The following is a 25,280-nucleotide window of genomic DNA, read 5'->3' as shown; positions in this document are numbered from 1 at the left end:
CCCGTCTGCTGAACAACGCTCCGACGGGTGCTCCGGGTTGCGGCCCGGAGGCGCCGGGTCGGACGGCCGGTGCATGATCGCGCGAAAAGTGCCGCTGGCGCGAGCGCTACTCGCGAGTAATGATGCCTCCATGCGGTATGACGTGGTCGTCATCGGGTCGGGCTTCGGTGGCAGCGTCACCGCGCTCCGCCTGGCCGAGAAGGGTTACTCGGTCGCCGTGCTGGAAGCCGGCCGCCGCTTCGCCGACGACGAGTTTCCGCAGACGTCCTGGCGGGCCCGCCGATTCCTCTGGGCGCCGAAGCTGGGCTGCTACGGCATCCAACGGCTCACCCTGCTCCGCCCGGCCGACCGAGGGTCCGGCGGCGGGGTGCTGGTGCTCTCCGGTGCCGGAGTGGGCGGTGGCTCACTCGTCTACGCGAACACCCTCTACGAACCGCTGCCGGCCTTCTACGCCGACCCGCAGTGGCGGGACATCACTGACTGGCGCGACGAGTTGGCCCATCACTACGACCAGGCGAAACGGATGCTCGGCGTCACCACGTACCCCGTGGACACGGGCGCGGACCGGGCCATGCGCGCGGTGGCCGAGCGGATGGGGGTGGGGCACACCTTCCACGCCACCCCGGTGGGCGTGCACATCGGTCGGCCCGGCCAGCGGGTCGCCGACCCGTACTTCGGTGGCGTCGGCCCGGAACGCACCGGCTGCCTGCACTGCGGCTCGTGCATGACCGGCTGCCGGCACGGGGCGAAGAACACCCTGGTCAAGAACTACCTCTGGCTCGCGGAACGGCTCGGGGTGACGGTCCGCCCGTTGACCACGGTGACCGCCGTCCGGCCCGCCGACGGCGGCGGGTACCAGGTGCACACCGAACGCACGGGTGCCTGGCTGCGCAAGGGTCGGCGGGTCCTCCACGCCGACCAGGTGGTCTTCGCCGCCGGGGCACTCGGCACCCAACGGCTGCTGCACGCGATGCGGGCCGGCGAGGTGTTACCCGGGCTCTCGCCCCGCCTCGGCGAGCTGACCCGGACCAACTCCGAGGCGATCCTCGGCGCCTCGGTGCCACGACAGCGGGCCCGGTCCGAACGGCTGGACTACACCGAGGGGGTGGCCATCACCAGCTCGTTCCACCCCGACCCGCAGACACACATCGAGCCGGTCCGCTACGGGCGAGGCTCCAACGCGATGGGGTTGCTCCAGTCGCTGCTCGTCGACGGCGGCCCGCACCGGGTGCGGCGCTGGCTGGGCAGCATCGTGCGGCAGCCCGGCCTGGCCGCGCGGATGCTGTCGGTGCGCGGCTGGTCGGAACGAACGGTGATCGCCCTGGTCATGCAGTCCGTGGACAACTCGCTGACCACCCGCTGGCGGCGTGGCCCGTTCGGCAACAGGTTGGTCACCGGCCCGGGCCACGGCACACCCAACCCGACGTGGATCCCGGCCGGCAACACCGCGGCGCGGATGCTCGCGGACGAGATCGGCGGCACCCCGGGCGGCTCGCTGACCGAGCCGTTCGACATTCCGATGACCGCGCACATCCTGGGCGGGGCGGTCATCGGTGCCACCCCGGCCGACGGGGTGATCGACCCCTGGCACCGGGTGTACGGGCACCCCGGGCTGCACGTGGTCGACGGCGCCGCGGTCTCGGCCAACCTGGGCGTGAACCCCTCCCTGACGATCACCGCCCAGGCGGAACGCGCGATGTCATTCTGGCCGAACAAGGGCGAACAGGACCCCCGCCCGACGCTCGGCTCCCCGTACCGCCGCCTCGCCCCCGTACCCCCGCACCACCCGGCGGTCCCGGCGGACGCCCCGGGAGCGCTGCGTTCCTGACCCCCACCCCGGCGATCTTGCACTTTCGGTCGGTGTTTTGTGGCTCTTGCGGCTTTTGTCGGGGCAGAAAGTGCAAGATCGCGGGGGGATTGGCATGTCGGCGAGCCGGTGCCGGGAACGGTCGTGACCCTGGGTAGGCTTTGTGCACATGAGCCTGCCTCGCCCCGTCCTCGTGGTGGACTTCGGAGCCCAGTACGCCCAGCTCATCGCGCGCCGGGTTCGCGAGGCGAAGGTCTACTCCGAGATCGTGCCGCACTCGATGCCGATCGCCGAGATGCTGGCGAAGAACCCCGCCGCGATCATCCTCTCCGGTGGCCCGGCCAGCGTCTACGCCCCGGACGCGCCGCAGATCGACGCGGGCGTGTTCAGCGCCGACGTGCCGGTCTTCGGCATCTGCTACGGCTTCCAGGCGATGGCCCAGGCGCTCGGCGGCACGGTCACCAAGACCGGCAACCGGGAGTACGGCGGCACCCCGCTGCGCCCCCGTCTCCTCGACCCCGGTGTGCTGCTCCGTGACCTGCCGGCGGACCTGCCGGTCTGGATGAGCCACGGCGACTGCGTCACCGAGGCGCCCGAGGGCTTCACGGTGACCGCCGAGTCGGCGGGCGCGCCGGTCGCCGCCTTCGAGGACCTGGCCGGTCGTCGGGCCGGCGTGCAGTTCCACCCGGAGGTCGGGCACACCGCCCACGGTCAGGAGATGCTGACCCGCTTCCTCTACGACATCGCCGGCATCGAGCCGACCTGGACGCCCGAGAACATCATCGACGAGCAGGTCGCTCGGATCCGCGCCCAGATCGGCGACAAGGAGGTCATCTGCGGTCTGTCCGGCGGGGTGGACTCGGCGGTTGCCGCGGCGCTGGTGCACAAGGCGGTCGGTGACCAGCTGACCTGCGTCTTCGTCGATCACGGTCTGCTGCGCGCCGGTGAGGCCGAGCAGGTCGAGAAGGACTACGTGGCCGCCACCGGCATCAAGCTGAAGGTGGTCGACGCCGCCGACCGGTTCCTCGGCGCGCTCGCCGGAGTGACCGACCCGGAGCAGAAGCGCAAGATCATTGGTCGGGAGTTCATCCGGGTCTTCGAGGCCGCGGCCCGCGAGATCGCCGCGCACGGTGACGTGGAGTTCCTCGTCCAGGGCACCCTCTACCCCGACGTGGTGGAGTCCGGCGGCGGCACCGGCACCGCCAACATCAAGAGCCACCACAACGTCGGCGGCCTCCCGGAGGACCTGAAGTTCGCGCTGGTCGAGCCGCTGCGCACCCTGTTCAAGGACGAGGTGCGGGCGCTCGGCCTCCAGTTGGGCCTGCCCGAGGCGATGGTCTGGCGGCACCCGTTCCCCGGCCCCGGCCTGGCCATCCGGATCATCGGCGCGGTCGACCAGGAGCGCCTTGACCTGCTCCGCCAGGCCGACCTGATCGCCCGCGAGGAGCTGACCGCCGCCGGCCTCGACCGGGGCGTCTGGCAGTTCCCGGTGGTGCTGCTCGCCGACGTGCGCAGCGTCGGTGTGCAGGGAGACGGGCGCAGCTACGGGCACCCCGTGGTGCTACGCCCGGTCTCCAGCGAGGACGCGATGACCGCCGACTGGTCCCGGCTGCCCTACGACGTGGTGGCCCGGATCTCCACTCGGATCACCAACGAGGTCGCCGAGGTGAACCGGGTGGTCCTGGACGTCACCAGCAAGCCGCCGGGCACCATCGAGTGGGAGTGAGCGCCGCTCAACCGGCCGGCGGCGTGCTGGGCGGGCTCGTCGGCGGGTAGGGCGACGGGCCGTTCTGCGGCGCGACGCCCGCGGTGTGCGGCCAGGCCGGGGCGCCGGTCGGCTCCTCCGGCATCAGGAACCACATGATCGGGTACGCGAACAGCGCGAGCCCGCCGGTGAGCAGGCCGGTGACCGCGAAGACCACCCGGACCAGAGTGGGATCGACGGCGAAGTAGCGGCCGACGCCGCTGGCGACCCCGGCGACCATGCGGTCGGTGGTGGGGCGCCGAAGCTGCTTGTACGGGGCGTGGGGTGCGGTGGTCGATGTCATACCCCCACGGTCCGCGCTGGCGCCCGTCCCGGCCTCGGTGACCGCCCGGATCATTACCCTGACCAATCCCTGATCGGGGTCAGACAGTCAGGAATCCGACTCTTTTCCGTCCCGGTAACCCGGCCCGGGGAGAATTTGCTTCCGTGACCACCTTGCTGAAGCCGCTCCGCAGGATCGCGGCATACGCAGTTTGTGCTGATTCAAGCGGCCGAGTCCTGCTGGTCCGCGCATCGGAGCGCTCCGGCACCCCCGGCGCGTGGTCGCTGCCCGGCGGAGCGGTCGACCACGGCGAGGATCCGAACCACACGGTCGTTCGCGAGACCGCCGCCGAGACCGGCCTGTCGGTCGCCGTCTCCGGCCTGGCCGACGTGCTCGCCGACATGCGGGCACTCCCGGATCGGGGCATCACCATCCACACCGACCGGCTCATCTACCGGGTGGCGGTGCGGGGCGGCACCCTCGCCGACCGGGCCGGGGAGCGCCCCACCGACCTGGCCCGGTGGTACACCCTCGACGAGGCGCGCGAGCTGCCGCTGCGCTCGTTCACCGCACGTGCCCTCGGGCTGCCCGCCTCCTCGACCGACGTGGTGCCCGACGAGGCACCCGAGTTCCCCTCCTTCTACGCCGTGCCCGGCCCCGACGGGCTGCACCGGGCCCAGCGCTTCGCCGCGTACGCGGTCTGCACCGACCCCGCCGGCCGGGTGCTGCTCACCCGGGTCTCCGACGGCTACCCCGGCGCCGGCTGCTGGCACCTGCCCGGCGGCGGCACCGACTACGGCGAGCAGCCCGGCGCGGCCCTGATCCGGGAGCTCGTCGAGGAGACCGGGCAGACCGGCCGCCTCGTCGAGTTGCTCGGCGTCGCCAGCCACCGCGACGCCGCCTCGCTCGGCCCCGAGGGCTACCCGATCGACTGGCACGGCGTACGGGCCTTCTACCGGGTCGTCGTCGACCAGCCCAACCCGCTGACCGTGGCCGACGTGGGCGGCTCCACCTGCGAGGCCCGCTGGTTCGCCCGCGAGGAGTTGGGCGCTCTCCCCACCGACCGCCTCACCGAGGTGACCGCCGAAGCGGTGCAAGCAGCCCAGCTCACCTGACCCCGACCCGTCCGCGCGGGCCGGCGGTCCGCCGCGCCGCCGGCCGTGCCCACGGTCGGCGGCCTCGCGCCTCGCGCCTCGCGCCTCTCCTGGCGCCGTCCAGGGCCCGCCCCCTTGATCGACTCGGATTCCTTGAAGGCGGGGTATCCCGGGTGCTGGGATGCCGCGCCTTCCGTGAACCCGAGTCGATCACGATTCGTCTCGACTAGCTTCATGATCAACGATCTGGGGTGCGAAGCGGGGGCGAGCAAAGGTGCAGTTTGCGCGGCGAGTCGGGGCCTACGGACTTTTGCGGGATTCGGGCCGGATCCTGGTGGTTCGGGACGGGGCGGAGGGCGAGTTTCCGGGGGTCTGGCGGTTGCCGGGCGGTGCCGTTGGGCATGCGGAGCACCCGGAGCGCACCGTGGTCCGCGAGGTTGCCGATCAGGCCGGGCTTGCGGTGACCGTGACGCGGCTGGTCGCGGTGGTCGCCGATGTGGCCACCTCACCGGAGGACAAGGTGGCGCTGCACACCGACCGGCTGCTGTTCGAGCTCAGCACGTCCCACGGCGCACCGTCCCACGGCGCACCGTCCCACGGCGCACCGTCCCACGGCGCACCGTCCCACGGCGCACCGTCCCACGGCGCACCGTCCGTGAGCGCACCGTCCGAGGGTGCGCTGGCCGAGGGGGCGGGACCCGAAGGTGCGCTGCGGGACGCTGGAGCTGGCCTGGTTGAGCAGGCTTCCTGGCTTTCCCTGGCGGACGTGGCGCAACTGCCGCTGACCCCGTTCACCGCCGAGGTGCTCGGTCTGCCGGTCACCCCACTGCCGCCCGGATCGCATTGGACGGGCACCCCGCTCCCGCCGCCGCACCCCGACCGTCGGCTGCGCTTCGGGGCGTACGGGCTGGTCACCGACCCTGCTGGGCGGATCCTGCTCACCCAGATCGCGGAGGGTTATCCGGGGGCCGGCCTGTGGCACCTGCCCGGCGGGGGCACCGATCACGGCGAACAGCCGACTGCCGGTCTGCTCCGCGAGCTGGGTGAGGAGGGTGGTCAGGTCGGCCGGGTGGTGGAGCTTCTCGGGGTGAACAACCTGCACAACCCGGCCGCACTGGGCCCTGAGGGTCGACCGCTGGACTGGCATGGCGTACGGGTGATCTATCGGGTTCTGGTGGACGTACCTACCGACGCAGTGGTGACCGAGTCCGCCGGTGGCTCGACCGCCCGGGCGGGCTGGTTCACCCGCGCCGAGGCGGCTGACCTGCCGTTGAGTGACATCGCTGCCGTGGCAATCGGACAGAGAGGCCGATAGCACCCCGCTCGATGAGCCGAGATGGTGACCCTCCGGTACAGTCAAAGGCGGGAATGGTGGAGGAAACGGGCGATGAAGCCCGGGATGGGAACAACTGAGCGGTTCGAGCGGTTTAAGCCAGATATTAAGTACCGCCGGCAGCTATCGCCAAGCCATGTTCCCCTATGCGATGGTGTACTCCGCAAAACGGCTGCCGGGCCATGCAAGGTCCGGCACGAGACAGCCGGACACCCGCCACACGGCGGTCAGCAGATCCGGTGATGGAGGAAACGTGCCGAGAGCCCCATGGCGCCGGCGTCGTACTACTGACAGTCCGCGCCCCGCAGGGCGTCGCTGGGCGGGCCGGTTGCGCCGCAGCAGCACGTTCGCCCGCCAGGTGCTGTTGGTCCGGGTCGGTCGCCGCGATGGCGATCTGCACCCGACCGACCTGGCCCCGACCGAGCACCGGTACGCCGATCGGCAGCGCCGACGCTACGGCCTGGACCGGCTCAGCCGGCCGACACTGGGCGTGGACCCGACACTGGGCGTGGACCGCGCGAAGATCGAAGCGGTCGTGCCGGTCAGTCCGGCGATGCCGCCGATGGCGCAGGTCGACGAGGCCCGCTCGATCCCGCTGCTCCCCGGCGAGCGCACCATCGCGCGCCGGATGAAGTTCGGCCTGGTCAACGCCTGCACGCTGGCCAGCCTGGTGCTCGGCATGCTGGCCATCTTCCTGGCCATGCAGGGCGAGGTGCGCATCGCCGCGCTGTGCCTGATCGCCTGTGTCGCGTTCGACGGGCTGGACGGCGCGTTGGCCCGACGGCTCGGCGTGGCCAGCCCGTTCGGCGCCCAGATGGACTCACTGGCCGACATGTGCTCGTTCGGTCTCGCCGCGCCGGTCGTGGTCTACGCCTCGCTCGCCGGCTCCGTCTCGACCGCCGCAGCGGCGGTGGCCTGCGCCCTGGTCGCGGCGTGTGCCGCGATTCGGCTGGCCCGCTTCAACGTCTCACCGAAGGACGGCCGCTTCTTCTGCGGGGTGCCCACCACCATGGCCGCCGCGGTGCTCGCCGTGACCGTGGCGATCCGCCTCCCGGTGCCCGGTGCCGTGCTGGTCGCCGGGGTGGCGCTGCTGGCCTTCGCGATGGTGTCCAGCTTCCCGTACGCCAAGCTCGCCCGTCTGGTGAAGCTGCCGCCGTGGCTGTGGCTGGCCCCGGTGATCGGCGCGCTGGTCGACATCCGGATCACGTTCGCCCTGGTCGTGGTGGGCTACCTGGTCAGCGGGCCGGTTCTCTGGCTGCGGCAGCGTCGTACCGCTTGATCTGAGCAAACCGAACGGGGCGTCGCGGGAAGCGGCGCCCCGTTCGTCGTTCGTGGGTCAGCGCCAGCGGGCGATGACCGTGGACCCACCGACCACCTTGTCGCCCGGCCCGACCAGCGGGTCCGCAGCCGCGGCGGGCAGGTAGACATCGGTCCGGGAGCCGAACCGGATCAGCCCGAAGCGCTCGCCCTTGGCCAGCAGCGCGCCGATCGGCGCGCGCTGCACGATCCGGCGGGCGATCAGCCCGGTGCGCTGGGCGACGACCACCGTGCCGCGGGCAGTGTCCAGCACGGTGTACGCAGCGACGTTGTGCTCGGCGTCCGGCTTCATCGCGTTGACGAAGCCGCCGTCGGCGACGAAGTAGTCCACCACCTTGCCAGCGACCGGGGCGCGGTTGACGTGCACGTCCAGTACCGACAGGAACACCGCGATCCGCAGCCACTCGCCGTCGCCGAAGCGCTCGTCGTGCAGCCGCTGCACCGACAGGACCTTGCCGTCCGCGCTGGCGACCACGGCGCTGGGGTCCTCCGGCACGTCCCGCTCGGGATCCCGGAAGAACGCGGCGACCGGCCCGGCGGCCAGTGCCGGCAGCAGCCACAGCTTGGACGACGGACGCGCCACCCGGGCCAGGGCCGCGAGGCCCAGCGCGATGCCCGCCGCCGCGACGCCGTTGGAGTCGATGTGCATTCCCCGGGTCAGCGGCACGCTCGACGGCCGGTACGCGGGAGCCAGGCTGTCGGCCGTGGCCGGGTTGGCCGGGGTGAACCGCAGTCGGTAGACCCGGACCGGTGGCGAGTTGCGCAGCACCAGGTCGGCACCGACTCCGTAGAGGGCGTCGTGTCGGGCCAACTCGGCAGCGGCACCGTCGGTGCGGCCGGGCGTGGCGACGGTAGCCACGCTCAGCACCGCCCCGTCGGTCAGGTATTTGGCCAAACCCTCGATGCCGCTGCGGGCCGCCTCGGCCGTGCCGGCGAACACCTCACCGGCGATGACTACCCGGGCGGCTTCGGCTTCGGCCAGCGAGTCGACGACGCTCACCCGGTCGGCGACCCAGCGGCCCTGGGCGGTGACGTGCTCGCGCAGCGCCGCGGCGCCGAACGGCTCGGCGGGCACCACGGTCAGCCGGTCACCGGGGAGCAGCGCCTCGACCGCCGCGGCCAGCACCGCGGAGTCCGGGCTCACCCCGACCAGCAGGGCGGCCTTGGCGTCGTTGATCCGGGCCAGCTCGGCGACGAGGGTACGGGCGGCTCGCTCGCCGATGCGGACCGGACCGGACCGGCCGGTGGTACGCACGGCGGGGGACTGGGTCATGTCGGGCGGGCTCCTGACGGGGGTAGAGACGGGAATCGCGGCGGGACCGCCATGGGCGGGACGGGCCGGCCGGCGGAGGCGAGACTCCACCGGCCAGCATATGCGTCCGTCCGCGCCGGCCGCACCGCCGTGGCGATGCGCTGGACCGACGCCACCAGGCGTCCGAGGTCAGGCGTCCCGGCGCCGGCCCTCCCGCTCGTCGCCCGGCTGGTCGCCGATGGCCTCACCCGGCTGGTCCCCGGCGGTCCTGCCCGCTCGGTCGCCGGCCGCCTCGCCCGGCTGGTCGGACCGGGTCGGCTCGTCGCTCTCGGACGAGGCTGACCGGGCGAGGATCCCGATGGTCGGCTCCTCGTCCGCGGGGCGGGGTTGGCCGGGGATCGGCTCGGTCTGCGGCTCCGACGGCGGATGTGCCAGCCAGGCCGGGTGGATCACGTCGGTGGTCGGCGCGTCCTCCGTTCGCAGCCCGGTGGTCGGGGCCTCCCGGGTCGGGGTCGATGGATCGTCCCAGGTGGACAGTTCGGCTTCCCAGACCGGCAGCGCCGCGCCAGAGGTCGACGTGGCGGCGCCGGAGACGGGCGCGCCGGAGACGGACATGCCGGAGACGGGTGTGACAGCCTCGGCGGCACCAGCGCCGGCCTCGGCGGTGGGATCCGGCTGGCTTGGCCGCCCCGAGCGCAGCGCGCCGACCAGACCGAAGACCCCGATCAGAATGAGTGCACCGGCCAGGAACCAGCCGACCGGGGGCAGCGCGAGCCCGAGCAGTTGGGCGAGCAGCCACCAGGCGGAGAGCGACAGGAACACGAGCCCGAAGGCGAACGACACCAGATCCGTGCGGTGAGCCTTCACCGGGTCACCTCCAGGTTGCCGGCATTGACGTGGATGTAGAGGCGCAGGGTCCCGCCGCCGGGCCCGTCCGCGCCGACGTCGGTGGATTCGCGCAGGCGGCCGTCCAGCCCTCCGGAACGGCTGCCGAAGATGGTGGCGTCACCCGCGTTGACGTCGGCCACGGTGGTGACGTCCACGTTCGGCGGAACGACCACGGTCGCCTGGCCGAAGTTGACGGCCACGGTCACCTGGCTGTCCCGTTTCGAGAAGTCGATCCCGCGCAGGTCGAGCACGGCGTCACCGAAGCTGTTCTCGTACCGGTCGGCGAGGTCGCGGTAGTCGGTCGGTGCCCAGGTCACCGCACCGTCGACCCCCCGGATCCGGTCGTAGGACTCGGCCACCGTCGCCGTGCCCAGCGCCGCCGCGGTCACCAGACCGAGCGCGATGAGCCAGCGGGCCCGCCCGAACCAGGTGCCGACCAGCAGCCCCACTGCGATCGTGGCCAACGCGGCCGCGAAGTACGCCGAGGCGCTGATGGCGAAGACGTCCAGCAGGTCGAGCAGGGCGACGACGCCGAGGACAAGGAAGATCAGCGAGAAGGTCACCGCACCGAGTGGCGAACGCTCCTTGGGACGCTTCGGCGGCTTCGGTGGCTTGGGTGCGGCGGTCGGGGCCGGGGCCGGCGAAGCGTACGGGCCGTGTGGCGCGAACGGGGGGCGGTAACCGGAGGGCGGCGGGGCGGTCGGATAGCCGGTTGGGGCAGTGGCCGCGCTGCTCACGGGTGCCGATGGCCAGCCGGCGCTGGGCGTGCCGGTGCTCGGCCAGCCCGTGGGCGGGGCCGGCCAGCCGGGCTGGACAGCCGTCGTCCCGGCCGGTTGCCCGGACACCGGACCCACCCCGGACACCGGCTGCGCGGCGGTGGACGACAGCGGATCGCTGGTCGGCGGAGCGTCGTACGCCGGGATGGTGACGGTGGGCGCCGCACCCGTCGTCGCGGTGGCGTACCCCGGACTGCTGGTGACCGTCGGCGGCGTCACCACCGGACCGGTCGACGGCGCCGTGCCGTACGACGGCGCGGGCCAGGCCACCGGCGGGACGACCGGGCCGGGCGGGTTGCCGGACGGTGCGGACTGCGGTGGACCTCCGGGGGTGCCGGGCCGTGGATTACGGCCGTCCCGGTTGAGCAGCAGCGCCCCGGCCACCAGGATGGCCGCGCCGAGCAGCACCGCCCGGAAGGCGTCGGTGACGATGTACGCGAAGCTGGCCGCGACGAGGATGCCCAGGACGATCACTGTCACCGGGGACATGCTGGAGCGACCGCGACCGAGCATGGACTCGATCGGGGACGCGGTGTCGCCCTCGTTCGGGATGATCAGCCAGGCGGCGACGTACACCAGGATGCCGATGCCCCCGAAGAACCCGAGCACCGCGAGCAGCACCCGCCAGAGCACCGGATCGGTGTTGGTGGCCCGCCCGATCGCCGCGCAGACGCCGGCCAGATAGCGACCCTCGCGCGGGCGGACCAGCCCGTACCGCGAGGTGAAGCCGGTCCCGCCCAGCGGCGGTGGCGGCGCGGACGGACCGGGACCACCCGGCCCGGGTGGCGTGCCGCCCGGGCCGTAGCCGGTGCCCGCCGCGAACCCTGGGCCTGGGCCGTAGCCCGCCGGGGGCGGCCCGTAGCCGCTGGCCGGATCGCCGGGTGCGGTGTCGGCGGTCGCGCCGGTGCCAGCGTGCGGACCGAACGTGCTGGGCTCGGTCCACTCGGTGGGCGTCGTGGTGGGCGGGGGCGGTGCTGAACCGCCCGGCTGTGCCGACCCCGGTCGGGGTGGCGGGGCAGCTTCCTCGGTCATGCTTCGATCCTGCTGCCCGGCGCACCCGAACGACCTCAGGACCCGACCCTGACCCCACCCTGAGATCCCGCGGCCGGAATGTCGGGGGCGTCCCCGTGGTCGCGGACGCCGCAGCGTGTGACGATCGAGTCACCCACCTCGACCCGCCCGCCACCGCGACCAGGGAGCCTCCGATCAGCACCGTGACCCCGCCTCCGCGGCTCTACCGCGCCCCCGAGCACCGGATGGCCGCCGGCGTCGCCGCCGGTATCGCCGACCATCTCGGCATCTCGGTGCTGCGGGTACGCGTCGCGTTCATGGTTCTGCTCGGGCTGAGCGGGCTCGGCCTGCTGCTCTACGCGGCGTTCTGGGCGGTGGTGCCGCTGCGTCCCGGTGACACCGCGGTGCCGCCCCGGCGGGACGTCGCCCAACTCCTGCCGTTCGTGGGAATCGGGCTCGGTGTCCTGTTGATCCAGGTGATGGTCTTCGACTCGGTCGGTGCGGCGGGCACCGCCGGTTGGTTGGTGGCCATCATCGCGGTCGGCGCCGGGGTCATCTGGCACCAGTCCGCGCCCGAGCGGCGGCGGCAGTGGGGTGACGCGATGCCGGTGCCCTGGCTCGGCGCGGTCGTCGAGGAGAGCGACCGGCGAGCCTTCGTGCTCCGGTTCATCGGCGGGGGAGTCCTGGTCGCGGTCGGCATCATCGGTGTCGCGGCCGTCTACTCGCCCGCACAGAACTTCGATGCGGTGATCAATGGTGTGATCTTCGCGCTGGTCGGGCTGGCCGGCGTCGGCGTGGTCGCCGCGCCGGTGCTCTGGCGTACGTACAGCCAGCTCCGCTCGGAGCGCGAGGGACGCATCCGCGAGCAGGAGCGGGCCGAGTTGGCCGCGATGGTGCACGACCAGGTGCTGCACACCTTGGCGCTGATCCAGCGCAACGCCGGCGACGTCAAGACGGTGCAGCGGCTGGCCCGAGGGCAGGAGCGCTCGCTGCGCAACTGGCTCTACAAGCCGACGGCATCGCCGAATGAGCGCTTCGCCGCCGCGCTGGAGCAGGCCGCGGCCGAGGTCGAGGACACCTTCGCGATCAGCGTGGAGACGGTGGTGGTGGGGGACCGGGAGACCGACGAGAAGGTCGGCGCACTGGTCGCGGCCGCGCGGGAGGCGTTGGTGAACGCGGCCCGGCACGCCGGCGTGCAGACCGTGTCGCTCTACGCCGAGGTCGAGCCCGATCAGGTCAGCGTCTTCGTCCGGGACCGGGGGAAGGGCTTCGATCCGGATACCGTGGAGGACCACCGGCACGGCGTACGCGGCTCGATCATCGGGCGGATGAAGCGGCACGGCGGACGGGCCGAAATCCGGTCCGGCCCGGGGGAGGGGACTGAGGTCCGGTTGATCCTGCCGATCTCCCGGGACTCGTCCGCAGCGGAGAGGAACAGATGACCATGGCCGAGCAGTCGACCGAGCACCTCGACCCGGCGGATGCCCGCCCCGAGCGGCTGCGGGTGTTCCTGGTGGACGACCACGCCATGTTCCGAGCCGGGGTGCGTGCGGAGTTGGGCGCCCACGTCGAGGTGGTGGGCGAGGCGAGCACGGTGGCCGAGGCGGTCACCCGGATCGCGGCCGTCGGCCCGGACGTGGTGCTGCTCGACGTGCACATGCCCGACGGCGGCGGGCGCGCGGTGCTGGAGGCGATGCGGCGTACGCACCCGCAGGTCAAGTTCCTGGCGTTGAGTGTCTCCGACGCGGCGGAGGACGTGATCGGGCTGATCCGTGCCGGTGCCCGGGGGTACGTCACCAAGACCATCTCGCCGGACGAGCTGGCCGCGGCGATCCGTCGCGTGGCGGACGGGGACGCGGTGTTCAGCCCGAGGCTGGCCGGGTTCGTGCTGGACGCCTTCGCGGCCCGGCCGGACGCCCCGGTGGCCGACCCGGAGCTGGACCAGCTCACCAACCGTGAGCGGGAGGTGCTGCGGCTGCTGGCCCGGGGGTACGCGTACAAGGAGATCGCCAAGGAGCTGTTCATCTCCATCAAGACGGTGGAGACGCACGTGTCGAACGTGCTGCGCAAGCTTCAGATGTCCAACCGTTACGAGCTCTCCCGCTGGGCGGCGGATCGCCGGCTGGTGTGACGGTGGGGTGCCACCGACGAGGAGCAGAGGAACGTTCTTCGCGCCCTCGTCCACCCAGCCGATGATCGTGCCCGTGCAGCCGTAGTCACCCTCGTCCGTACGGCTCGAAACATGAGTGGTGACGGACGTCCCATCGGGTCGAGGTGACCAGGGGCTTGAGTGCGGCCGGGGCCGGCTGTTCGGGCGACGCAACGTATTTCCTGGTCAGTGCTGTCCGCGTCGACCGTTTTATGATCATTTTTCAAGTATCGGCAACGTGGCGGGCAACTAACGGCTTGATAACGGCACCTTCACGGAAGCGGCCAGTGGGTGTCACAGTGGCAGCACCTCACCATCGGTGTGTGGCACTCCGTGCGCCCCACGACCACGACCTCGCCGTTCGCGGCAGTCCGTGGCTGTGTCGATTGCGTCGTGTCGCGCCTCGCTGGTGGGGAGCCCGGCGGATCGGAACATCAGGGGTGTCTCCAACTTCCCTGTGGTCCCGGCGACCCGCGCCCCCGGGGTGGTCGGGCGGTGTCACCCCCAAACGTGCGTGAAACCCACGACGGAACCTGGTTAGAAAGAGGAGGCCCCTCGGAATGAGAGTCTCGAAGCGGGCGACGAGCGCGATCGCGCTCAGCGCGGCTGCCGCGCTTGTCGCGAGCGGTTGCTCGAGCGGTGATAGTGACGGCGACTCTGCCGCCAGCAAGGACGGCTCGATCAGTGTCCACGGCGTCCAGCCGGAGAACCCGCTGGTCCCGTCGAACACCACGGAGACCGGCGGCGGCAAGGTCGTCGACTGGCTGTGGACCGGCCTGGTCGAGTACCCGAACGACGGTGGGGCCCCGCGTAACGCGCTGGCGGAGTCGATCAACACCACGGACTCCAAGGTCTTCACGATCAAGATCAAGGCCGGCACCAAGTTCCACGACGGCACCGAGGTGAAGTCGAAGAACTTCGTCGACGCCTGGAACTGGGCTGCCTACTCGCCGAACGGCGCGCAGAACGGCAGCTTCTTCTCCGACATCGAGGGCTTCGACAAGACCTACACCACGGACCCGGATGGCCCGGACGGTCCGCAGAAGGCCCCGACGCCGAGCACCGACAAGCTGTCCGGCCTGAAGGTCATCGACGACCAGACCTTCGAGGTCACCCTGGCAGCGCCGACCGCGGTCTTCCCGACCAAGCTCGGCTACAGCGCCTTCATGCCGCTGCCGGACGTCTTCTTCACGCAGAAGCCCGAGGAGTTCGGCAAGAAGCCGATCGGCAACGGCCCGGTGAAGTTCGTGTCCTGGGAGGACAACGTCCTCATCAAGCTGACGCGCTTCGACGACTACAACCTGCGCGACAAGATGAAGGTCAAGGACGTCGACGTCAAGCTGTACCAGGACGAGACGGCCGCCTACGCCGACCTGCTGGCGAACAACCTCGACTTCATGGAGGTTGTCCCCACCTCGGCGCTCGCGGGTGACAAGTGGAAGACCGACCTCGGTGACCGGGGCCGCTCGACCGTCACGCCGTCGACCGCGCTGATCGCGTTCCCGACCTACGACAAGCGCTTCCAGAACCCGAAGCTGCGTCGTGCCGTGTCGCTGTCGATCAACCGGCAGGAGATCTCGGACAAGATCTTCTTCGGCACCCGCAAGCCGGCCGACAGCTGGGCGAACCCGCTGACCCCGGGCGCCAAGCCGGGCAACTGCACCGCCTGCAAGTTCGACCCGACCACGGCCAAGCAGCTGCTGACCGAGGCCGGCGGCTTCACCGGTGAGATGGTCTTCTACTACAACTCGGACTCCAGCCACAAGGACTGGATGGACGCCGTTGCGCAGCAGGTCAAGACCAACCTTGGCATCAACGCTCGGGCCGAGGGCGTGCCGACCTTCGCGGTCTTCCGCCAGAACATCAACGCTCACAAGATGAGCGGCCCGTACCGTGCCGCCTGGCAGCAGGACTACCCGGACGTCGAGAACTGGGTCAACCCGCTCTACGTGACGGGTGGCTCCTCGAACGACGGCCTGTACAGCAACAAGGAGGTCGACGCCCTGGCGAAGCAGGCCAGCGCCGCGCCGAGCCTGGAGGCCTCGCACGAGGCGTTCGCCAAGGCCGTCGAGCTGGTCGACCAGGACGTCCCGAGCATCCCGATCTACTTCTACGGCCAGCAGTCCGGCCACTCGGAGAAGATCAAGAAGCTCGAGCTGAACAACGTCGGCGAACTCGACATCACCTCGGTCGAGCTCTGATCCGAACGGTCTGACCCCGGGTCGGGCTCGCCACATCCGGTGAGCCCGACCCGGGGCCGTTCCGCGATTGGGTGTTACAACACTCCACTCGCACGTTGTCACCACCGTGTCGGCCGTCCGACGCGCCCCCTGTCTGGAGGACCACCCCATGGGCCGTTATCTGTTGAGACGGCTGCTCCAACTCGTGCCCGTCTTCATCGGTACGACGTTCCTGATCTACTGGCTCGTCTGGGCCGTCCCGGGCGATCCGTTCGCCGGCAAGTGTGGCGAGCGTCGCTGCCCGGATCAGTACATCGCCTTCATGACCGAGAAGTACCACCTCGACCAGAACGTCTTCGTGCAGTACGGCAACTACATGAAGAACCTGCTCCAGGGTGACTTCGGTCAGACGTTCTCGCAACGGGATATCGGCGACATCATCGCCACGGCGTACCCGAACACGCTGAAGCTGGCCCTGGTGGCGCTCGCCATCGAGGCCGTGATCGGCCTGGGCGCCGGCGTGCTGACCGGTCTGCGCCGCAACGGCTTCCTGGACAACCTGGTCCTGGTCTCCACGCTCTTCCTGATCGCGCTGCCGGTCTTCGTCGTCGGCTTCGTGCTTCAGTGGTTGCTGGGCGTGCAGTGGGGCATCGTCAAGCCGACCGTCTCCTCCGAAATGCGGTGGTCCGAGCTGATCGTGCCGGGCTTCGTGCTCGGTAGTGCGTCAGTGGCCTACATCGCCCGCGTGGCGCGTACCAGCATCGCGGAGAACCGCCGCGCCGACTACGTGCGCACCGCGATCGCCAAGGGTCTGCCGATGCGCCGGGTGGTGGGCGTGCACCTGCTGCGCAACTCGCTCATCCCGGTGGTCACTCTGCTCGGCACCGACCTCGGTGCCCTGATGGGCGGCGCGATCGTCACCGAGGGGATCTTCGGCATCAACGGGATCGGCCGTGCGGTGTACCGCGCGATCGTGACCAAGGAAAGCGCCACCGTGGTGGGCATCGTGGTCGTCCTGGTGCTGGTCTATCTCGTGATGAACCTGCTGGTTGACCTGCTCTACGCCGCCCTGGACCCGAGGATCCGTTATGAGTGACCCAAGCACCGCATCGATCGTCAGTACCCCTGGCGCGCAACCGACCGACTCTGGCACCCCCGCCACCGCGGGCCAGCCGCAGAGCAACGAGAAGCCCCGCGGTCTGCTCGGTGACGCTTGGCGGGACCTCCGGCGCAAGCCGCTGTTCTGGATCGCGAGCACCCTGATCGTGATCTTCGTGTTGATGGCGCTCTTCCCGGCCCTGTTCGCGCCGGGCGACCCGGTCAACGGGTCGCTGTCCCGCAGCCTGGGCAAGGCGTCCGGGGACGCCTGGTTCGGGTACGACCTGCAGGGCCGCGACGTCTACGCTCGGGTCATCTACGGCGCCAGCGCCTCCATCCAGGTCGCCGTGCTCGCCGTGCTCGGCACGCTGCTGGTGGGCGGCACGATGGGCATCATCTCCGGCTACCGGGGTGGCTGGGTGGACGGACTGCTGAGCCGGATCGCCGACGTCTTCTTCGGCCTGCCGTTCGTGCTCGGCGCGATCGTCATCCTGACCACGTTCAACGGCTCGGGCTCGGGCAACAGCAAGGTCAAGATCATGAGCCTGGTGACGATCTCCCTGATCGTGCTGAGCTGGCCGGTCGTGATGCGACTCATGCGTTCCTCGGTGCTCGCCACCAAGGAGGCCGACTACATCGTCGCGGCCCGCGCCCTGGGTGCCGGCACCGGCCGGATCATCCTCAAGCACCTGCTGCCGAACTGTCTGGCCCCGCTGCTGGTCTACGGCACGATCATGGTCGGCTCGTTCATCGGCGCCGAGGCCACGCTGTCCTTCCTGGGCGTCGGTCTGAAGTCGCCGGTGGTCTCCTGGGGCATCATGATCAGCGACGGTAAGGACTTCCTCCGGGTCGCGCCAGGGCTGGTCTTCTTCCCCGCCGCGTTCCTCGTCACCGCAGTGCTGAGCTTCGTGATGCTCGGTGAGGCGGTCCGCGAGGCCCTCGATCCGAAACTCCGCTAGGGGATATCCAGTGTCCGACATTCTCGTGTCCGAGCAGTCCGCGCCGGGACCCGGCGGGTCCGGGCGTCCCTCCGGCCGGCTGCTCGAGGTCGACGACCTGCGGGTGGAGTTCCGCACCCGGGACGGCGTCGCAAAGGTCATCAACGGGGTCACGTACCACGTCGACGCGGGGGAGACCCTCGCCGTGCTCGGCGAGTCCGGCTCCGGTAAGAGCGTCACGGCGCAGACCATCATGGGCATCCTCGACACGCCCCCCGGCTTCGTGACCGGTGGGCAGGTCCGCTTCCACGGCAAGGACATGCTCCGCATGTCCGCCGAGGAACGCCGCCGCATCCGCGGTGAGGGCATCGCGATGATCTTCCAGGACGCGCTCTCCGCGCTGAACCCCGTCTTCACCGTCGGGTTCCAGATCGCCGAGCAGTTCCGGGTCCGGCGGGGCATGGGCCGCGCGGAGGCCAAGAAGCGCGCGATCGAGATGCTCGACCAGGTCAAGATCCCGAACGCCAAGGGCCGGTTCAACAACTACCCACACCAGTTCTCCGGCGGTATGCGGCAGCGCGCGATGATCGCGATGTCGCTGGCGCTCGACCCGGAGGTGCTGATCGCGGACGAGCCGACCACCGCCCTCGACGTGACCGTGCAGGCCCAGATCATGGACCTGCTGGCCGAGCTTCAGCGTGAGCGGCAGATGGGCATGATCCTGATCACCCACGACCTCGGCGTGGTCGCCGACGTCGCGGACCGGATCGCGGTCATGTACGCGGGCCGGATCGTCGAGGAAGCCGACGTGTACGACCTGTACGCCAAGCCGGCGCACCCGTACACGATGGGTCTGATCGACTCGATCCCGCGGCTGGACGAGAAGGGGCAGCAGCTCCGGACGATCAAGGGTCTCCCGCCGAACCTGATGAACATCCCGCCGGGCTGCCCGTTCAACCCGCGCTGCCCCATGGCTCAGCCGGTGTGCCGGGAGAAGGTCCCGCCGCTGCTGCAGGTGGGTACCGCCCGGGCCAGCGCCTGCCACTTCGCCGAGGAGCTGGTGAACCGTGTCTGAGAACATCCTCGAGGTCCGTGACCTGGTCAAGCACTACCCCGTCACGCAGGGTGTGGTGTTCAAGAAGACCGTCGGTCAGGTCAAGGCGGTCGACGGGGTCTCGTTCGGTCTGCGCGCCGGTGAGACGCTCGGCGTGGTCGGCGAGTCCGGCTGCGGCAAGTCGACCCTTGCGCGGGTGCTGATGAACCTGGAGAAGCCGACCGCCGGCAGCGTGGTCTACAAGGGCCAGGACATCTCCACGCTGTCCGGTGGGGCGCTGCGACGCCTGCGCCGGCAGATCCAGCTGGTCATGCAGGACCCGTACACCTCGCTGAACCCGCGGATGACGGTCGGGGACCTGCTCGGCGAGCCGTTCGAGATCCACCCGGAGGTGGCGCCGAGGGGCAGCCGCCGGGCCAAGGTCCGGGAGTTGCTCGACCTGGTCGGGCTCAACCCGGAGCACATCAACCGGTACCCGCACCAGTTCTCCGGCGGTCAGCGTCAGCGCATCGGCATCGCCCGCGCGCTCGCGCTGCGGCCCGAGATCATCGTCTGTGACGAGCCGGTGTCGGCGCTGGACGTCTCCATCCAGGCCCAGGTGATGAACCTGCTGGAGCAGCTGCAGGGCGAGTTCGGGCTGTCGTACGTCTTCATCGCGCACGACCTGTCGGTGGTCCGCCACCTCTCGGACCGCGTCGCGGTGATGTACCTCGGCAAGATCGTCGAGATCGGCACCGAGGACGAGATCTACGAGCGTCCGACCCACCCGTACACCCAGGCGCTGCTGTCCGCCGTGCCGGTGCCGGACCCGACCCAGCGGAACAACAAGACGATCATCCGGCTCACGGGTGACGTGCCGTCGCCGATCAGCCCGCCCTCGGGCTGCCGGTTCCGGACCCGCTGCTGGAAGGCGCAGGACATCTGCGCCGAGCAGGTCCCGCTGCTGGAGATCCGGCGGGACTCGGACCACCCGAGTGCCTGCCACTTCGCGGAGAAGCGCGAGATCGTCGCCACCCACGAGGCCTGAGTCACCGAAACCGCCTGCCGACGTCACCACGACGACGGCAGGCGGTTTCGTCTGTCCGTACCCGAAGGGCCGCGCGGCGCGGAGCTGCCCGCGTGGCGTCAGCGGGCCGGGCGACTCGCCGCGGGCCGGGGGTGGCTCACAGTGGGCCACGACCCGCGCGGAGCAGGAGCAGGGCCAACTGGGTGCCGTCGGCGCCGAGCGCGACCCGGAACCGCTCCAGGATCTCCCGTTCCCGGGAGAGCACCAGGCGTGTCCCACCGGACGCCATCCGGGTCACGCCGACCTCCTGGGACAGCGCGGCCCGCTCCTGCCAGAGCGTGATCAGCGCGTGGTCGATCTCGTCGATCCGTTCCCTGATCTGCACGATCCGCGCGGCGGCGGACGGCTCCTCGGTGCCGGTCTCCTGCTCGGCCGGCTCGGCATTGCCACCCGTCAGCGGCGTGACCACCGCCGGTTCAGCCCCCGGCGCGGCGGGCTCCCCAGCCTCCGGTCGGGTCGGGCCGCCGCTCTGCTGCATCACGTCTGTCATCATCGGGTACCTCTCGCACTGTGGTGCCCGGTGCCCGGAACCTGGGACGGAAAAAGCCCCGGACTCCAGGAGCCCGGGGCTTTAGCAGGTCTGAATCGATCAGGCGCGACCTACGGCTGCCGGACTCCCGGTGCCATAGTAAAAGTAGTAGCGCGCAACGATCACGCCGTCGAGTATGCCCACGTCGTTGCCGGGTGCGCAAGCATTCCGCGTCCAGACGGGCGCCTTTCTCACCGGTGGGCGGAGCCAGTGGTGGTGCGCGCCGTCCGGAAGTGTCTGGCCGGCGGCATAGACTTGTCGGGCGATGCATCCTCTCTTCGACATCCCCGCGTCCCCGCCTGCGCCGGAGTCCGCGCCGGCCCGCCCGCACCGACCCGGGGCGGCCGCCGCGCGCCTCGATCCACAGCAGCTGCTCGCCGGGCTGAACGGGCCGCAGCGCGACGCCGTCAGCCATGCCGGCTCGCCGCTGCTGATCGTGGCCGGCGCCGGGTCCGGCAAGACCCGGGTGCTCACGCACCGGATCGCCTACCTGCTCGCCGCTCGGGACGTGCACCCCGGTGAGATCATCGCGATCACCTTCACCAACAAGGCGGCCGGCGAGATGAAGGAGCGCGTCGCCGCGCTGGTGGGCCCCCGGGCCCGCCTGATGTGGGTGTCGACGTTCCACTCGGCCTGCGTCCGGATTCTGCGTGCCGAGCACGAGCACGCCGGCCTCAAGTCGACGTTCTCGATCTACGACGCGGACGACTCCCGCCGGCTGATGCAGTTGGTGACCCGCGAGCTGGATCTCGACCCGAAGCGCTACCCGGCCCGGGGGCTGGCCGCCCAGGTCTCCAACCTGAAGAACGAGCTGGTCGATCCGGAGCAGTTCGCGGCGCGGGCCACCGGGCCCAACGAGCGGGCGCTGGCCGAGGCGTACACGCTCTACCAGCGCCGGCTGCGTGAGGCGCACGCCCTGGACTTCGACGACCTGATCATGACCACGGTGCACCTGCTCCAGTCCCACCCGCACGTCGCGGAGAGCTACCGCCGGCGCTTCCGGCACGTGCTGGTGGACGAATACCAGGACACCAACCATGCCCAGTACGTCCTGATCAAGGAGCTGGTCTCCGGCACCGACGGGCTGGAGCCTGCCGAGCTGTGCGTCGTCGGCGACGCCGACCAGTCGATCTACGCGTTCCGCGGTGCGACGATCCGCAACATCCTGGAGTTCGAACGGGACTTCACCGACGCGCGGACGATCCTGCTGGAGCAGAACTACCGCTCCACCCAGACCATCCTCAACGCGGCCAACGCGGTGATCGACCGCAACACCTCCCGCAAGCCCAAGCGGCTGTGGAGCGAGGCCGGCGCCGGCGAGCGGATCGTCGGCTACGTGGCCGACACCGAGCACGCCGAGGCCGACTGGGTGGCCCGGGAGATCGACCGGTTGGTCGACGCCGACGAGACCCGTCCCGGCGACGTCGCGGTCTTCTACCGCACCAACGCCCAGTCCCGTGTCTTCGAGGAGGTGTTCATCCGCGTCGGCCTGCCCTACAAGGTCGTCGGCGGGGTGCGCTTCTACGAGCGCAAGGAGGTCCGCGACGCGCTCGCGTACCTGCGGTCGGTGGTCAACGACGACGACACGGTGAGCCTGCGGCGAGTGCTCAACACCCCCCGCCGGGGGATCGGCGACCGCGCGGAGGCGTGTGTCGAGGCGCTCTCCAGCCGCGACCGGATCTCGTTCGGTGCGGCACTGCGCCGGGCCCGGGAGGCGCCGGGCATCTCCAGCCGGGCCGCCAACGGCATCGCCGACTTCGTGGCGCTGCTCGACGGCGCCCGTGAGCTGGCCGAGACCGGCACCCCGGAGGAGGTCCTGGAGGCGCTGCTGACCCGCTCTGGCTACCTCACCGAGCTGGAGGAGAGCCTGGACCCGCAGGACGCCGGCCGGGTGGACAACCTCCAGGAGCTGGTCAGCGTCGCCCGGGAGTACACCGAGCGGATCGAGGCGCTGGGCGAGGAGGGGGAGCGGGCCACCCTGGCCGGCTTCCTGGAGCAGGTGGCGCTGGTCGCCGACGCCGACCAGATCCCCTCCGACGACCCCGACCACCAGGGTGTGGTCACCCTGATGACGCTGCACACCGCCAAGGGGCTGGAGTTCCCGGTGGTCTTCCTGACCGGGCTGGAGGACGGCGTCTTCCCGCACCTGCGCTCGCTGGGCGACACCCGGGAGCTGGAGGAGGAGCGCCGACTGGCGTACGTCGGCATCACCCGCGCCCGACAGCGGCTCTACCTCTCCCGGGCGGTGACCCGCTCGGCCTGGGGGCAGCCGTCCTACAACCCGCCGTCGCGCTTCCTGGAGGAGCTGCCGACCGAGTTGGTGCACTGGGAGCGCACCGAAGGGTCGTACACCTCCTGGGCCGGCGGGGGCGGCGGCGTCGGCGGTCGTGCGGACCGCGCGCCCGGCGGTCGTGGCAATTTCACCGGCGGCACCCCGAAGGCGGCGCAGCTGGCCCAGCGGCTCGGCGTGGACGCCAGCCGGCTGACCACGGCCAGCGAGCTGCCGCAGGGGCCGAAGGTGGTCGCGGGCGACCGGGTCAATCATCAGCGGTACGGGCTGGGTCGGGTGCTCGCCGTCGAGGGGCATGGCCCGGGCGCTCGCGCGCAGATCGACTTCGGCGACCAGACCATGTGGCTGGTGCTCCGGCACGCCCCGGTCGACAAGCTCTGACCCGCCCCACCGGGCCCCGCGCCCCCGATCGCGCCGATCTTGCAGTTTCGGTCGCCGACATCGGCGGTTTTACCCCGTTATGTCGGGGCAGAAAGTGCAAGATCGGCGCGGCTGAGGGGGCGCGGCGCGGCTCAGCAGCCGAGGTCGACGCCGCGTGCCCGCATGAACGGGGCCGGGTCGATCTGGTTCCACATCCCCTGGTGCACCTCGAAGTGCAGGTGCGGGCCGGTGGCGTCGCCGGTGGCGCCCTCGTAGCCGATGACCTGGCCGGCCTTGACCTGCTGCCCGACGGTGACCGCGATGCGGCTCTGGTGGGCGTAGTGGGTCAGGTAACCGTTGCCGTGGTCGATGAAGACGGAGTTGCCGTACCCGTCGGAGGCGTCACCGGCCTGGGCCACGGTGCCGGCGGCCGCGGCGTGGATCGGCGTACCGGAGGGCAGCGCCAGGTCGATACCGGCGTGCAGGGTGCCCCAGCGCTGCCCGTAGCAGGAGGTGACGGCCGCGCCGGGCATCGGGTCGACCCAGGCGGGCGTGGGCTTGGTGGTCTTCTTCGGCTTCGGCTTGGCCTTCGCGGTCGCCGTCTTCGCCGGTGTCGGGCTGGCGCTGACCGCCGACGGGCTGGGCGTCGGGCTGGCCGAGGGGGTGACCGGCGTGCTCGACTCGCGGACCGAGCGGTCGGCCCGGCCCGCCGCCTCGGCGCGGGACTGCGCGTCGAGGGAGACCGCGGCGGGCGCCGGGTGGTCGGTGCCGCTGGTGGCCACGGCGACACCACCGAGGCCGAGGGCTACCAGGGCGGCGGCGCTGAGCACGATGAGGCGGTTGCGCCGGCCCGGGCGCTGCGACCGCTCGGCCGGGACGGTGTCGGGGGTGTTCTCGTTCTGGACGGGGCTGTCTTCCTGCACGGCGGACCTTCACAGTCGAGGGGCACTTGACCTCGAAATACTGGTGTCGGGCCGAATCCAGGCAGGCGCGGGGACCAAACGACCGGGTGGTCGACCGACGGCCCGCTGTCCGGGTATGACCCGCTGTGCGGCGCTACATCCGGAAAAGTGATCATGTCGTCCGGTGGCGTCGGTCACAATCGTCGCTGTGACCGGGGATACATCTGGCAGTCCTGCCCAACGCAAAACCGCCCGGATCGACAGATCCGGGCGGTCAACGGTCGCTACGCAACGTCAGGAGGCGGCTACCTCGCTGTAAATTGCCTCGACTTGCAGCTTGATGTCCACTCCGCGCTCCTGGAGGAACGGCACCGGGTCGACCGGCTGCCCCTTGACATGGATCTCCAGGTGCAGGTGGGTGCCGTACGCGTGGCCGGTCTGACCCACCAGGCCGAGCTGGTCGCCCGCCTTGACCTGCTGGCCCTCCTTGACGCTGACCGCGGAGGAGTGGCCGTAGATGGCCTCGCTGCCGTCGGCGTGCTGCACGATCACGGCGTTGCCGTACCCGCCGAACCAGCCGGCCTTGGTGACCAGCCCGTCGTGGATCGCCACGTAGGGCGTGCCCTCGGGGGCGACCAGGTCCACGCCGGTGTGCAGCTTGCCCCAGCGCAGCCCGTAGGGGGAGTTGAAGTCGTAACCCTGCAGCGGTAGCAGCCAGACCTCGGGCTCGGCGCTGTCCTTGGGGCGGCTGTCCCGGGAGGCGCGGTCGGCGTTGTCCGCACGGGCCGCGGCATCCTGGCTGGTGACCGACGCCTGCTTGAGCTCGTCGAGGACCGTCGGGCTGACGTCCTTGGCGTCCGGCAGGGCGCTCGCGCCGAGGGCCACGATGCCGGCCCCGACGAACGCGGTGGTGACGACCGCGGCGTAACGGCTGCGGGGTGGGGTGGGTACGCGGCGGCGACCGCGATATCGATCGGGCTCAGACGACAGGCGCTGGCGCACGCACACCCTCCGTTGTCGGGGTTCCGAAGCGGCCGGTGAGCGTCCCCTGAAGCTCCAGTGAACGTCCGCTGACCGCGTCGTCACCCGTCCATGGACCTGATGACAACCGTGGACACGTTAGCCAACCACCAGGCGAGTCACAAGCTAGAGCGGAAAATTGGCGTGTCGATCTGTCCGTTTGCGTCCATGATTGTCATGCATCGCGAC

At 70.9% G+C, this 25,280-nt stretch carries 19 protein-coding genes and 1 pseudogene; 13 read left to right on the top strand and 7 right to left on the bottom strand.

Annotation, left to right across the window (positions count from 1 at the left end):
• Positions 1 to 130: 130 nt before the first annotated feature.
• Positions 131 to 1,828, top strand: coding sequence for an FAD-dependent oxidoreductase (locus ACIBF8_RS21080; protein ID WP_396785013.1), 1,698 nt, complete (start codon positions 131 to 133; stop codon positions 1,826 to 1,828).
• Positions 1,829 to 1,976: 148 nt separating this feature from the next.
• Positions 1,977 to 3,533 carry a glutamine-hydrolyzing GMP synthase gene (gene guaA, locus ACIBF8_RS21075; protein WP_396785011.1) on the top strand — a complete coding sequence of 519 codons (1,557 nt, stop codon included), beginning with the start codon at positions 1,977 to 1,979 and terminating at the stop codon, positions 3,531 to 3,533.
• Positions 3,534 to 3,540: 7 nt separating this feature from the next.
• On the opposite strand, the gene ACIBF8_RS21070 is transcribed toward guaA, so the two are convergent.
• Positions 3,541 to 3,855: a PspC domain-containing protein gene (locus ACIBF8_RS21070; RefSeq protein WP_396785010.1), complete on the bottom strand. Its 315-nt coding sequence runs from the start codon at positions 3,853 to 3,855 to the stop codon at positions 3,541 to 3,543.
• Positions 3,856 to 3,998: 143 nt separating this feature from the next.
• Here ACIBF8_RS21070 and ACIBF8_RS21065 point away from each other — a divergent pair, with 143 nt between their 5' ends.
• From ACIBF8_RS21065 to ACIBF8_RS21055, 3 genes are all read left to right on the top strand, one after another.
• Positions 3,999 to 4,949: an NUDIX domain-containing protein gene (locus ACIBF8_RS21065; RefSeq protein ID WP_396785008.1), complete on the top strand. Its 951-nt coding sequence runs from the start codon at positions 3,999 to 4,001 to the stop codon at positions 4,947 to 4,949.
• A gap of 253 nt (positions 4,950 to 5,202) precedes the next feature.
• The gene (locus ACIBF8_RS21060; protein WP_396785007.1) at positions 5,203 to 6,243 is read left to right on the top strand and encodes an NUDIX hydrolase; all 1,041 of its coding nucleotides are present in this window, start codon (positions 5,203 to 5,205) and stop codon (positions 6,241 to 6,243) included.
• 346 nt (positions 6,244 to 6,589) lie between these two features.
• Positions 6,590 to 7,540, top strand: coding sequence for a CDP-alcohol phosphatidyltransferase family protein (locus ACIBF8_RS21055; protein WP_396785006.1), 951 nt, complete (start codon positions 6,590 to 6,592; stop codon positions 7,538 to 7,540).
• Between the two features lie 57 nt (positions 7,541 to 7,597).
• Here the strand turns inward: ACIBF8_RS21055 and ACIBF8_RS21050 are convergent, their stop codons facing one another.
• From ACIBF8_RS21050 to ACIBF8_RS21040, 3 genes and pseudogenes are all read right to left on the bottom strand, one after another.
• Positions 7,598 to 8,851 carry a phosphatidylserine decarboxylase gene (locus ACIBF8_RS21050; protein ID WP_396785005.1) on the bottom strand — a complete coding sequence of 418 codons (1,254 nt, stop codon included), beginning with the start codon at positions 8,849 to 8,851 and terminating at the stop codon, positions 7,598 to 7,600.
• A 594-nt stretch (positions 8,852 to 9,445) separates the two neighbouring features.
• Positions 9,446 to 9,697 (bottom strand): annotated as a pseudogene (locus ACIBF8_RS21045) (hypothetical protein); the annotation flags it as partial.
• Positions 9,694 to 11,526 (bottom strand): PspC domain-containing protein, encoded by a 1,833-nt coding sequence (locus tag ACIBF8_RS21040; RefSeq protein ID WP_396785004.1) that lies wholly within the window; start codon positions 11,524 to 11,526, stop codon positions 9,694 to 9,696. The pseudogene ACIBF8_RS21045 and the gene ACIBF8_RS21040, both read right to left, overlap by 4 nt.
• Positions 11,527 to 11,708: 182 nt before the next feature.
• On the opposite strand from ACIBF8_RS21040, the gene ACIBF8_RS21035 reads away from it, so the two are divergent.
• The 7 genes from ACIBF8_RS21035 (at position 11,709) to ACIBF8_RS21005 (ending at position 19,951) form a co-directional block, all read left to right on the top strand.
• Positions 11,709 to 12,947: a PspC domain-containing protein gene (locus tag ACIBF8_RS21035; protein ID WP_396785003.1), complete on the top strand. Its 1,239-nt coding sequence runs from the start codon at positions 11,709 to 11,711 to the stop codon at positions 12,945 to 12,947.
• A gap of 2 nt (positions 12,948 to 12,949) precedes the next feature.
• A complete protein-coding gene (locus tag ACIBF8_RS21030; protein WP_030337843.1) occupies positions 12,950 to 13,636 on the top strand; it encodes a response regulator transcription factor in 687 nt (228 codons plus the stop codon).
• Positions 13,637 to 14,214: 578 nt separating this feature from the next.
• Positions 14,215 to 15,855, top strand: coding sequence for an ABC transporter substrate-binding protein (locus tag ACIBF8_RS21025; protein ID WP_396785002.1), 1,641 nt, complete (start codon positions 14,215 to 14,217; stop codon positions 15,853 to 15,855).
• A gap of 148 nt (positions 15,856 to 16,003) precedes the next feature.
• A complete protein-coding gene (locus tag ACIBF8_RS21020) occupies positions 16,004 to 16,930 on the top strand; it encodes an ABC transporter permease (protein WP_393313908.1) in 927 nt (308 codons plus the stop codon).
• A complete protein-coding gene (locus ACIBF8_RS21015) occupies positions 16,923 to 17,891 on the top strand; it encodes an ABC transporter permease (protein WP_396785001.1) in 969 nt (322 codons plus the stop codon). Before ACIBF8_RS21020 ends, ACIBF8_RS21015 begins: the two co-directional genes overlap by 8 nt.
• A gap of 10 nt (positions 17,892 to 17,901) precedes the next feature.
• Positions 17,902 to 18,945 carry an ABC transporter ATP-binding protein gene (locus ACIBF8_RS21010; protein WP_396785000.1) on the top strand — a complete coding sequence of 348 codons (1,044 nt, stop codon included), beginning with the start codon at positions 17,902 to 17,904 and terminating at the stop codon, positions 18,943 to 18,945.
• Positions 18,938 to 19,951, top strand: coding sequence for an ABC transporter ATP-binding protein (locus ACIBF8_RS21005; RefSeq protein WP_396784999.1), 1,014 nt, complete (start codon positions 18,938 to 18,940; stop codon positions 19,949 to 19,951). Before ACIBF8_RS21010 ends, ACIBF8_RS21005 begins: the two co-directional genes overlap by 8 nt.
• A gap of 136 nt (positions 19,952 to 20,087) precedes the next feature.
• Here ACIBF8_RS21005 and ACIBF8_RS21000 read toward each other — a convergent pair whose 3' ends face one another.
• Positions 20,088 to 20,483, bottom strand: coding sequence for a chorismate mutase (locus ACIBF8_RS21000; protein ID WP_396784998.1), 396 nt, complete (start codon positions 20,481 to 20,483; stop codon positions 20,088 to 20,090).
• Between the two features lie 301 nt (positions 20,484 to 20,784).
• Between ACIBF8_RS21000 and pcrA the strand changes: the two genes are divergently transcribed.
• On the top strand, positions 20,785 to 23,190 hold the full coding sequence (gene pcrA, locus ACIBF8_RS20995) for a DNA helicase PcrA (RefSeq protein WP_396784997.1): 2,406 nt from the start codon (positions 20,785 to 20,787) through the stop codon (positions 23,188 to 23,190).
• 131 nt (positions 23,191 to 23,321) lie between these two features.
• Here pcrA and ACIBF8_RS20990 read toward each other — a convergent pair whose 3' ends face one another.
• Positions 23,322 to 24,092 carry a M23 family metallopeptidase gene (locus tag ACIBF8_RS20990; protein ID WP_396784996.1) on the bottom strand — a complete coding sequence of 257 codons (771 nt, stop codon included), beginning with the start codon at positions 24,090 to 24,092 and terminating at the stop codon, positions 23,322 to 23,324.
• A 273-nt stretch (positions 24,093 to 24,365) separates the two neighbouring features.
• The gene (locus ACIBF8_RS20985; protein WP_396784995.1) at positions 24,366 to 25,073 is read right to left on the bottom strand and encodes a M23 family metallopeptidase; all 708 of its coding nucleotides are present in this window, start codon (positions 25,071 to 25,073) and stop codon (positions 24,366 to 24,368) included.
• Positions 25,074 to 25,280: the final 207 nt, after the last annotated feature.

Origin of the sequence: Micromonospora sp. NPDC050276, from assembly GCF_044459545.1 — a bacterium.
In the GTDB taxonomy this organism is placed as follows: domain Bacteria; phylum Actinomycetota; class Actinomycetes; order Mycobacteriales; family Micromonosporaceae; genus Micromonospora.
Note: the sequence above shows the minus strand (reverse complement) of the source record. Positions and strands in the feature narration are given on the sequence as shown.

Coding starts and splice junctions, on each gene's coding strand:
- ACIBF8_RS21050 (WP_396785005.1), bottom strand. CDS start 8,851: ATGACCCAGTCCCCCGCCGTGCGTACCACCGGCCGGTCCGGTCCGGTC.
- ACIBF8_RS21020 (WP_393313908.1), top strand. CDS start 16,004: ATGGGCCGTTATCTGTTGAGACGGCTGCTCCAACTCGTGCCCGTCTTC.
- ACIBF8_RS21015 (WP_396785001.1), top strand. CDS start 16,923: ATGAGTGACCCAAGCACCGCATCGATCGTCAGTACCCCTGGCGCGCAA.
- ACIBF8_RS21070 (WP_396785010.1), bottom strand. CDS start 3,855: ATGACATCGACCACCGCACCCCACGCCCCGTACAAGCAGCTTCGGCGC.
- guaA (WP_396785011.1), top strand. CDS start 1,977: ATGAGCCTGCCTCGCCCCGTCCTCGTGGTGGACTTCGGAGCCCAGTAC.
- pcrA (WP_396784997.1), top strand. CDS start 20,785: ATGCATCCTCTCTTCGACATCCCCGCGTCCCCGCCTGCGCCGGAGTCC.
- ACIBF8_RS21025 (WP_396785002.1), top strand. CDS start 14,215: ATGAGAGTCTCGAAGCGGGCGACGAGCGCGATCGCGCTCAGCGCGGCT.
- ACIBF8_RS21040 (WP_396785004.1), bottom strand. CDS start 11,526: ATGACCGAGGAAGCTGCCCCGCCACCCCGACCGGGGTCGGCACAGCCG.
- ACIBF8_RS21000 (WP_396784998.1), bottom strand. CDS start 20,483: ATGATGACAGACGTGATGCAGCAGAGCGGCGGCCCGACCCGACCGGAG.
- ACIBF8_RS21080 (WP_396785013.1), top strand. CDS start 131: ATGCGGTATGACGTGGTCGTCATCGGGTCGGGCTTCGGTGGCAGCGTC.
- ACIBF8_RS21030 (WP_030337843.1), top strand. CDS start 12,950: ATGGCCGAGCAGTCGACCGAGCACCTCGACCCGGCGGATGCCCGCCCC.